This window comes from Streptomyces graminilatus (genome assembly GCF_001418565.1).
Lineage (GTDB): Bacteria > Actinomycetota > Actinomycetes > Streptomycetales > Streptomycetaceae > Streptomyces > Streptomyces graminilatus.
This window is the reverse complement of sequence record NZ_LIQQ01000234.1, coordinates 1-5,411: the sequence shown is the minus strand read 5'-3', so window position 1 is coordinate 5,411 and position 5,411 is coordinate 1. Positions and strand designations below refer to the sequence as shown.

6 protein-coding genes are annotated in these 5,411 nt (G+C 71.9%); 1 reads left to right on the top strand and 5 read right to left on the bottom strand.

Annotated elements, in window-relative coordinates:
• Together AOK08_RS43375 and AOK08_RS20345 are read right to left on the bottom strand one after the other, a co-directional pair.
• Nucleotides 1-211 (bottom strand): helix-turn-helix transcriptional regulator (locus AOK08_RS43375; RefSeq protein ID WP_198539318.1); only part of this gene is annotated, 211 nt, incomplete at its 3' end.
• 245 nt (nt 212-456) lie between these two features.
• Entirely contained in the window at nt 457-1,548 is a 1,092-nt protein-coding gene (locus AOK08_RS20345; RefSeq protein ID WP_055527881.1) for a mechanosensitive ion channel family protein, read from the bottom strand.
• 334 nt (nt 1,549-1,882) lie between these two features.
• Here AOK08_RS20345 and AOK08_RS20340 point away from each other — a divergent pair, with 334 nt between their 5' ends.
• Nucleotides 1,883-2,419, top strand: coding sequence for an HNH endonuclease (locus tag AOK08_RS20340; protein ID WP_055527879.1), 537 nt, complete (start codon nt 1,883-1,885; stop codon nt 2,417-2,419).
• A gap of 106 nt (nt 2,420-2,525) precedes the next feature.
• On the opposite strand, the gene AOK08_RS20335 is transcribed toward AOK08_RS20340, so the two are convergent.
• Genes AOK08_RS20335 through AOK08_RS20325 form a run of 3 tightly spaced genes read right to left on the bottom strand, consistent with a single transcriptional unit; the run spans nt 2,526 to nt 5,196 of the window.
• Nucleotides 2,526-3,938, bottom strand: coding sequence for a hypothetical protein (locus AOK08_RS20335; RefSeq protein ID WP_055527877.1), 1,413 nt, complete (start codon nt 3,936-3,938; stop codon nt 2,526-2,528).
• The gene (locus tag AOK08_RS20330; RefSeq protein WP_055527875.1) at nt 3,935-4,666 is read right to left on the bottom strand and encodes an ABC transporter ATP-binding protein; all 732 of its coding nucleotides are present in this window, start codon (nt 4,664-4,666) and stop codon (nt 3,935-3,937) included. Before AOK08_RS20330 ends, AOK08_RS20335 begins: the two co-directional genes overlap by 4 nt.
• Nucleotides 4,663-5,196 (bottom strand): PadR family transcriptional regulator, encoded by a 534-nt coding sequence (locus AOK08_RS20325; protein ID WP_055527883.1) that lies wholly within the window; start codon nt 5,194-5,196, stop codon nt 4,663-4,665. Before AOK08_RS20325 ends, AOK08_RS20330 begins: the two co-directional genes overlap by 4 nt.
• Nucleotides 5,197-5,411: the final 215 nt, after the last annotated feature.

The following is a 5,411-nucleotide window of genomic DNA, read 5'->3' as shown; positions in this document are numbered from 1 at the left end:
CGGTGGTGCCGGTGGCCAGGACGAGTCCCGCCGCCTCCAGGCGGGCGAGGAGCTGTGAGGCGGTCGGCTTGGAGAGGCCGGTGAGCTTGCCGATCCGGGTGCGGGACAGGGGGCCGTGCTCCAGGAGGAGGTCCAGGGCGGCCCGGTCGTTCATGGCGCGCAGGACGCGGGGAGTGCCTGGTGTGCTTGGCGTGCTTGCGGTTCCTGCCATGGGTGTCTGCACCTGCCTTTCCGGGCCCAGCTTTTCACGGCGATTCTTCACGACGACTCTTCGCAGTGCGATGACTGTTAGGAAAGTTTCCTATCGGATGGCGAGAAGATAGAACGGACCGAGGGGGACGTCAAGGGGGTCGTCAGGGGGCGATGAGCGGGCAACGAGCGGGCAACGAGAGAGGCGGCGCCCCCCGGATCGGGGGCGCCGCCTCTCTCGTACAGGCCGTGGGGTGTCTCGTGCGGCTACCGGACGGGCCGGCCCGGGGCGATCGGGGACGCCGCCTCCACCTGGGGGGAGCCGGAGTTCGAGTACACGGAAGGGGGTGCGATCCCTGCCGTCGGGTCGTCCGGCTCCTCCTCCGGGAGGACCGTGGTGCCGCCGACGATGCGGATGCCCGCCGCGTCCAGGGCCCGCTTGACGCGCCAGCGCAGTTCGCGCTCGATCGTCAGGGACTTGCCCGGCATCGTCTTCGCGGTGAGCCGGACGACCATGGAGTCCAGGAGCACGCTGTCCAGGCCCAGGCTCTCGATCGGGCCCCACAGCAGCTCGTTCCAGGGCTCCTCGCGGCTCATCTTCTCGGTGACCTCGTCGAGGGTCTCCTTCAGCCGGTCCAGGTCCACATGCGAACTCACGGTCACGTCCACGCCGGCCGTCGCCCAGCCCTGGGAGAGGTTGCCGATGCGCTTGACCTCGCCGTTGCGTACGTACCAGATCTCGCCCTGGTCGCCGCGCAGCTTCGTCACACGCAGGCCCACCTCGATCACCTCGCCCGACGCCACCCCCGCGTCGATCGTGTCGCCGACCCCGTACTGGTCCTCGAGGATCATGAACACGCCGGAGAGGAAGTCCGTCACCAGGTTGCGGGCGCCGAAACCGATCGCCACACCCGCGACACCGGCTGAGGCGAGCAGCGGGGCCAGGTTGATCTGGAACGCGGAGAGGACCATCAGGGCGGCGGTGCCCAGGATGATGAAGCTCGCCACCGAGCGCAGCACGGAGCCGATCGCCTGGGAGCGCTGACGGCGCCGCTCGACATTGACCAGCAGACTGCCCAGGGCCGTGCCGTCGGACGACTGGACCGAGCGGTTCATCCGGTCTATCAGCTTGGTGATCGCCCGTCGGACCGCCACTCTCAGCACTACCGCGATCACCAGGATCAGCAGGACCTTCAGGCCGATCGCCAGCCAGGTGGACCAGTTCTGCTGGACCCAGCTCGCGGCGTGGGTCGCGCTCTGCTGGGCGTCCTGGAGCGAAGGGACCAGCACGGTCGGTGACTCCGTGGGAGTCGGCGACGGCGCGGGTCCGGCGGCGGACAGGACTGCGGTGATGGACACGGGGGTACCTCCAAAGCGGCCTGCCCCCGGTACGGATGGTTACGGCGGTCGGCTCGCTGTCGAGCTCGTGATTCAGGTCACGGAAAGGTCACCGGAGGGCAGAACCACCACACTAACGGGGCAACGTGTGCGGATCGGCGCCATGTTCGAGGGAGAGAACGCGCTCACCTGGGGATGAACAGGGTGCGGTCCCGGGTCATGAACGCGACGTGTGGTCGAAAACACTCCCAGCCCGTTACCGGGACGTGGTGGCGCAGCCGCCGGGCGAGAGGGGAGACTGACTACAGATCGTCCCGGCGCGAGCCACGCGCCGCCGACGCCCAAGGAGGCATCCGTGCCGCATGTCCTGGTACTCAACGCGTCGTACGAGCCACTCGGCGTCGTACCGCTCCATCGCGCGCTCGTCCTCGTCCTGGAGAACAAGGCTGTCTCCCTGGAGGAATCGGGCGCCTTCATGCACAGCGCGACCATTACTGTCCCCGCACCCAGCGTGGTCCGGCTGAAGAGGTTCGTACGGATCCCTTACCGGGGGCCCGTTCCACTGACCCGTAGGGCACTGTTCGCGCGTGACGGCGGCCGGTGCATGTACTGCGGCGCCGCCGCGACCAGCGTCGACCATGTCATCCCGCGTTCCCGCGGCGGCCAGCACCGCTGGGACAACGTGGTGGCGTCGTGCCGTCGCTGCAACCACACCAAGGCGGACCGCCATCTCTTCGAGATCGGCTGGCGGCTGCGTCACAAACCCGCCCCGCCCACCGGCCTCGCCTGGCGCATCATCGGCACCGGGCACCGGGACCCGCGCTGGCTGCCGTACTTGCAGCCGTACGGCGCGGACGACGCGATGGCCCGGATCGACGGCATCTCAGCCTGAGGTCCGGGCTTTCTGACACCTGAATACGGGCACGTCCGGTACGGATGCTGATCCGGCCCCGGGAACCCCCCTTCCCCAGGGCCGGATCAGTCATGCGCGGGCCCGCTCACACGTACCGCAGCTCCGCCGGACGCACCGAGCGGCGCAGCAGCGGCAGTGACGTGGCCGCCGCGAGCAGACAGCACACGTAGACGGCCGGGGGGACCAGCAGCGCTGTGTACGGCACCGAGTGGCTGCCCTCCTGGGCGAGCGCCGCGTGCCAGCCGCCGATCAGCAGGCCACCGGTGCCCGCCAGCAGCAGCGCCGGGGCGAGGGGCAGGGCCGTCTCCAGGAGCAGCGCCCGGCCGAGCACCGCGCGCGGCACTCCGGCGGCGGTCTGCGCGGCCAGCCCCCGGCGGCGCGTCGCCACCGACTCGGCGGTGCCGACGCCGAGCCCGCACAGCGTGATCACCAGGGCCACCAGGACGGCGGCTCCGGCCAGGTCGACGCCGGTCGTGTAGAACGACATGGGCATGGCCGACACGCCCTGCCCGCGGGCGCGCAGCGAGGCCAGCAGCACATCCCGGACACCCACGAACCCGGTGCCCACGGTGGTCACCAGCAGTACCGCCGCATGGGTGCGGGCGGCGGCCCACGGGTCGTCGCGCAGTCGTTCCGCCGCGATCAGCGTCGCCGGATCGGCGGTACGGGCCGCCAGCGTCCGCCCCGTCCAGCGGGAGGTGGCGCCGGTCAGCCACAGGGCGCCCGCGCCGGTGCCGATCACCACGGTGAACACCAGCCCGGGGGCGGTCTCGTACCCGCCGAATACTGTTCGTGGCGCCAGCAGCAGCCCCACGAACAGCAGCCCCACGGCGGCCATCGGCACCAGCATCCCCGGCCCTCGCCCCTCGCGCGGGGCCACCCGCCGCACCCGGCCCAGCGGCGACGCGACCAGACGCCGCAGCGCCAGTACGCCCACCAGCGCGCCCAGCACCGGCACGGCCGCCGCGACCAGCGCGATCCCAGGCCAGAGGAGGGGCGGCGGCTGCCGCCACGCGCCCAGCAGGAACAGCACGCACCCCACGGTGGCGAGCGCCGAGCCGAGCAGACAGGCGAGCCCCGTCTCCAGCGCCGCGATCCGCCGCACCTGCGCCGGACCGGCCCCCGCCAGCCGCAGCCCGGCCAGCCGCCGGTCCCGGTGCACGGCCCCGACCCGCGCGCACTGCCCGAGGAACCCGAGCACGGGCACGAGCAGCAGGACGAGGGTGAGGACCACGCCGGAACGTTCCCCGGGCTGGTCCAGCAGCCCGTTGCCGAACGGCACGTGGCGGTACCCACGTAGCGAGGCGACGGCCAGGGCGGCCAGCGCGAACCCGGTCGCGAGCCCCGCTCCGACAGCCGTGAGCGCGACCCGCCACCATTCCCGCCGGTCGGAACCCCGGGTGAGCAGCCAGGCGAGCCGCACATCGGCGCGCAGGGAGCCCTTGGGGGAGCCCTTGAGGGAGCCCTGGCGGGAAACCTGGTCGGATGCCGATGTCATGAGGTCACCTCCGCCGAGGTCGGGGCCCCGTCGGCGGGCACCGTGCCGTCGGTCAGGCTCAGCTCGCGGTCCGCGTACGCCGCCACCTGGGCGTCGTGCGTGATCAGCAGGACCGCCGTGCCCGACTCGCGGGCCGTGTGCGTCAGCGCCGCCATCACCTGTTCGCCCGCGAGGGAGTCCAGCGCACCCGTCGGCTCGTCGGCGAAGACCACCTTCGGGCCGGTGACCAGGGCCCGGGCCAGCGAGACGCGCTGCGCCTGGCCGCCGCTCAGCTCGCCCGGCCGCAGCGTCCGCTGCCCGAGCACCCCGAACCGCTCCAGCCACTCGCCCGCCCGCTCGTGCGCCGCTCCCCGCGCGGCCCCGGCGAGCAGCAGCGGCAGCGCCACGTTGTCGAGCACGGTCAGCTCGGGAATGAGCTGCCCGAACTGGAAGACGACCCCGAACTCGGTGCGCCGCAGCTCGCTCAGCCGCCGCTCCGGCAGCGTGTCGAGCCGCTCCCCGCCGTACTCGACGGCGCCCAGGTCCGGCCGGACGATCCCCGCCAGGCAGTGCAGCAGCGTCGACTTCCCGCTGCCGCTGGCCCCCGTGACGGCCAGGATCTCGCCGGCCCGCAGCTCGACCGAGGCGCCGCGCAGCGCGGGCGTCCTGCCGTACGCCTTGGACAGGCGGCGCCCCACGAGCAAGGGTGGCGAGGTGTCCCCGTTGGATGCTTCCTCGTTGACGGTCATGCCGTGTCGACCTCCGCGGTCAGTGTGGTGAGCCGGGCCGCCGTGGTGGTCATCCAACGGAGGTCGGCGTCGAGGTGGTTGAGGGCGTAGTCCGCCGAGAGCACGGTCGAGAGGTCCGATCCCGGCGCGGTCTTGACCGCCGTCAGCTCCCGCATCCGTGCCATGTGCGCGGCCCGCTGGTCCAGCAGATACGCGGCGGCGTCCCCGCCGGCCAGGATCGCGACGACGACCTTGGCGAAGATCTCGTTGACGACGTGCGGCGCGGGCGCGCTGATCTCCCGTACCCACGCGGCGAGTTCACGCTCCCCGTCCGCCGTCGTCCGGTACTTGGTCCGCTCCGGACCACCGTCCGCGTCGGTGCCGTCGATCTCCGCGAGCCCGTCGCGCACCAGGCGCTGAAGGGTCGTGTAGACCTGGCCGTAGGCCAGCGGGCGGGCCTGCGGGAAGCGTTCGTCGTGCCGTCGCTTGAGGTCGTAGCCATGGCTCGGCCCTCCGGCGAGCAGCCCCAACAGAATGTGGCGGGTGCTCATGCGGATCATTATGCACTCGATACATGTACTGAGTGAATAGTGGTTCAGGGGGGAGGTGCGGGTGCGGGTGGCGCGAATGTGGTGGGCCTCGTCCGGCCGGCGACGGAAGAACGCCGGAATCCGACCGGCGGTACCGTGGTTCGTCCGTCCACCTACGTCTGCCGTCGCGCCCACTGGGTAGGTCTGCGAAGGAAACCCGCCACCCGCACCTCCCC

What these genes read in the sequence shown, in the direction of transcription:
- AOK08_RS20325 (WP_055527883.1), bottom strand. Translation starts at nt 5,196, where the DNA reads ATGAGCACCCGCCACATTCTGTTGGGGCTGCTCGCCGGAGGGCCGAGC.
- AOK08_RS20330 (WP_055527875.1), bottom strand. Translation starts at nt 4,666, where the DNA reads ATGACCGTCAACGAGGAAGCATCCAACGGGGACACCTCGCCACCCTTG.
- AOK08_RS20335 (WP_055527877.1), bottom strand. Translation starts at nt 3,938, where the DNA reads ATGACATCGGCATCCGACCAGGTTTCCCGCCAGGGCTCCCTCAAGGGC.